General features: G+C 39.8%; 1 protein-coding gene. It reads left to right on the top strand.

The genetic code is table 11. The features are described 5' to 3' along the window. Window positions 1-493: transposase (locus ACTNA4_RS16140; RefSeq protein WP_441031190.1), on the top strand; the 493-nt coding region annotated here is incomplete at both ends.

The raw sequence follows: 493 nt of genomic DNA, 5'->3' as shown, positions 1-493 counted from the left end.
AATCCAATATCCATTCAGACTCACAGTTTATAAAAGAACATCTGGAAGCCTTGCCAAAACAAGAAGAAAACACAAGTATGATCGTGGATGGGGCCTACTATAGTGAGGAAGCCGAAACAATGGCTGCCGAGAAGAACATCGAACTACTTCCTACTGCATTGACAGCCAAAAAGAATCGGCGAGATGTTTCCGGATTTGAAATGGACGAAGAAAAAACAAAAGTGATAAAGTGTCCGGTAGGAAACACACCTAGAAGTTGTTGTTATAAGAAGAGCAATGATGAATTTAAAATCACCTTTGACAGAGATGTATGCGCAAACTGTCCACATAAGGAACAGTGTCATGCCAAAATATTCAAAAAAATAGCAAGAGTACTTATTACGAAAAAGAGCCTGATTCGCCTCGCACTAGAGGAGAGAATGTCTAGTGAAACATATAATCTGTATCGCAGGATACGAAACGGAGTAGAAACGATTCCCTCAATTCTTCGAAG

Source organism: Bariatricus sp. HCP28S3_A7 (assembly GCF_052066375.1).
Taxonomy (GTDB): Bacteria; Bacillota; Clostridia; order Lachnospirales; family Lachnospiraceae; genus Allocoprococcus.
Note: the sequence above shows the minus strand (reverse complement) of the source record. Positions and strands in the feature narration are given on the sequence as shown.